We start from the raw sequence: 1,812 nt of genomic DNA on the forward strand, positions 1-1,812 counted from the left end.
AGCGCGGCGAACGGGTCGGCCTCCTCGCGCGGGACGTCCGGGCGGGTGCCGAGCACCGGCAGCACCGGCAGCAGGACCGCCGGTGCCAGGCCGAGCACGGCGGGCAGCCACCAGCCGACCCGCCCGCCGTCCCCGTCGACGAGGACCGCCGCGAGCGCGGCACCGACCGCCGCGGCCGGGACACCGAGCACGAGCCCCTCGACCAGCGAGACGACCGCGACCTGGCGGGCCGAGCCGCCGCGCGCGACGAGCAGCGACAGCGCGCGCCGCCGGCGCTCGACGACGAGCCGCGCGGCGAGGGTCAGCACCGCCAGGGTGACGCCCAGCAGCCCGGCGCTCACCACCGAGACCACCGCGGCCGAGGTGCGCTGCTGGCGCAGGTGGTCGAGCACGATCGTGTCGAGCCCGCTCGACAGCCGCAGGTCGGGCGCGGGCTGGACGAAGAACGTCTCCGCCAGGCCGGAGGGCGCGGGGACGTCGAAGACGACGCCCTCCACCCGGCGCACCTCGTCGAACAGCTCGGGGGCGTCGGACGCGCGGACGTCGCCGGCGGCCAGCGGCACGCGCACCTCGACCTGCGGCGGGTTGGTGCCGTACAGCTGGGACGCGAGCGTGGCCGCCGCCCCGGGCGGCACCAGCAGCGCCGAGGTGTGGATGATGCCGTCGCGGTCGGTGTAGCTCTGGGCGGGGTCGAGCAGCACGGCGTCGAGCTGCCAGTAGGGGTCGTCGGGGTCGAGCGGCTCGACCACGCCGGTGACGCGCGCCGTGAGGCGCTGGGTCAGCGTGATCACCGAACCCGGCTCGAGGCCGTGCACGCGTGCCACCTCGGTGCTCACGGCCACCTCGATCGTGGCCGAGCCCGACGCGGCGCCGCCCGGGACCCCCGACGGCAGGTCGGCGCCGGGGTCCGGCACCAGCTCGGAGGCGGCCGGTGGGACGCCGTCGACGTAGCGCACCCGGCTCGCGAAGCCCGGGTCGGCGACCCCGGTCGGGTCGGTGAGGACGGTCGGGTTGAACAGCGAGGTGTCGGTCTCGTCCGGCAGCACGGGGCTGATGTCGAGCGCGCGCAGCTGTCGGTAGCGGATCGTCCCGAGCACGCCCTGGGACGAGCGCGCGAGCAGCGGCTCGAAGGAGTCCTCGACGTCGTCGAGCACGCCGCGGAAGGGCGCGTCGGGCTCGCCGGTGGTCGCGAGCGAGACGGGCGGGAAGCCGACCGAGGTGGCCAGCAGCTCGCGGTCGAGGTACGGCGCGGTGTCGATGCTGCCGCGCAGGCCCTCGGTCGCCAGCTGCTCCAGCGCGCGCGGCACGGCGGCGCCGAGCAGCGCGGACGCGAGCACGACGAGGGCGACGGCCGTGCCCGCGGCCCGGTCGGTGAGCAGGTGGCGCAGCACGACGGCGCCGGTGGTCGTCCGGCTCACCCGACCTCCTCCAGCCGCATCCGCGCGGCGACGCTGCGGCGTCCGCGCGGGTCGCGCGCCAGGGCCGGCAGCGCCGCCAGGAGCACGCCCGCGGCGGTCAGGGCCAGCACCGGGAGGACGGGGACGACCGCGTCGACGCCGGCCGCGCGGCCGACCCGGGTGGGGTCGCCGACGAGCGCGGGTCCGCTCAGCACCAGGACCACGACGCCGGTCACCAGCCCGGCCACGACCGCGAGCGCGCCGACGAGTGCGGTGCGGACGAGGTCGGCCCGCCGCTGCTGGCCGCGGTCGGCGCCGAGCACGGCCAGCACGGTGTCGTCGCGCAGCCGGCCGCGGGCCAGCGCGGTGCCGCCCGCGAGCAGCCCGGCGGCGACGAGCAGCAGCACGCCGCCGG

The 1,812-nt window shown here is 78.1% G+C and carries 2 protein-coding genes; both read right to left on the minus strand.

From position 1 onward, the window contains the following. Window positions 1–1,418 (minus strand): hypothetical protein (locus ACYVKY_RS06555; RefSeq protein WP_460434172.1); only part of this gene is annotated, 1,418 nt, incomplete at its 3' end. Next, on the minus strand, window positions 1,415–1,812 hold a 398-nt coding region (locus tag ACYVKY_RS06560; protein ID WP_460434173.1), incomplete at its 5' end, for an FtsX-like permease family protein. The genes ACYVKY_RS06560 and ACYVKY_RS06555, both read right to left, overlap by 4 nt.

This window comes from Angustibacter speluncae, from assembly GCF_054777815.1.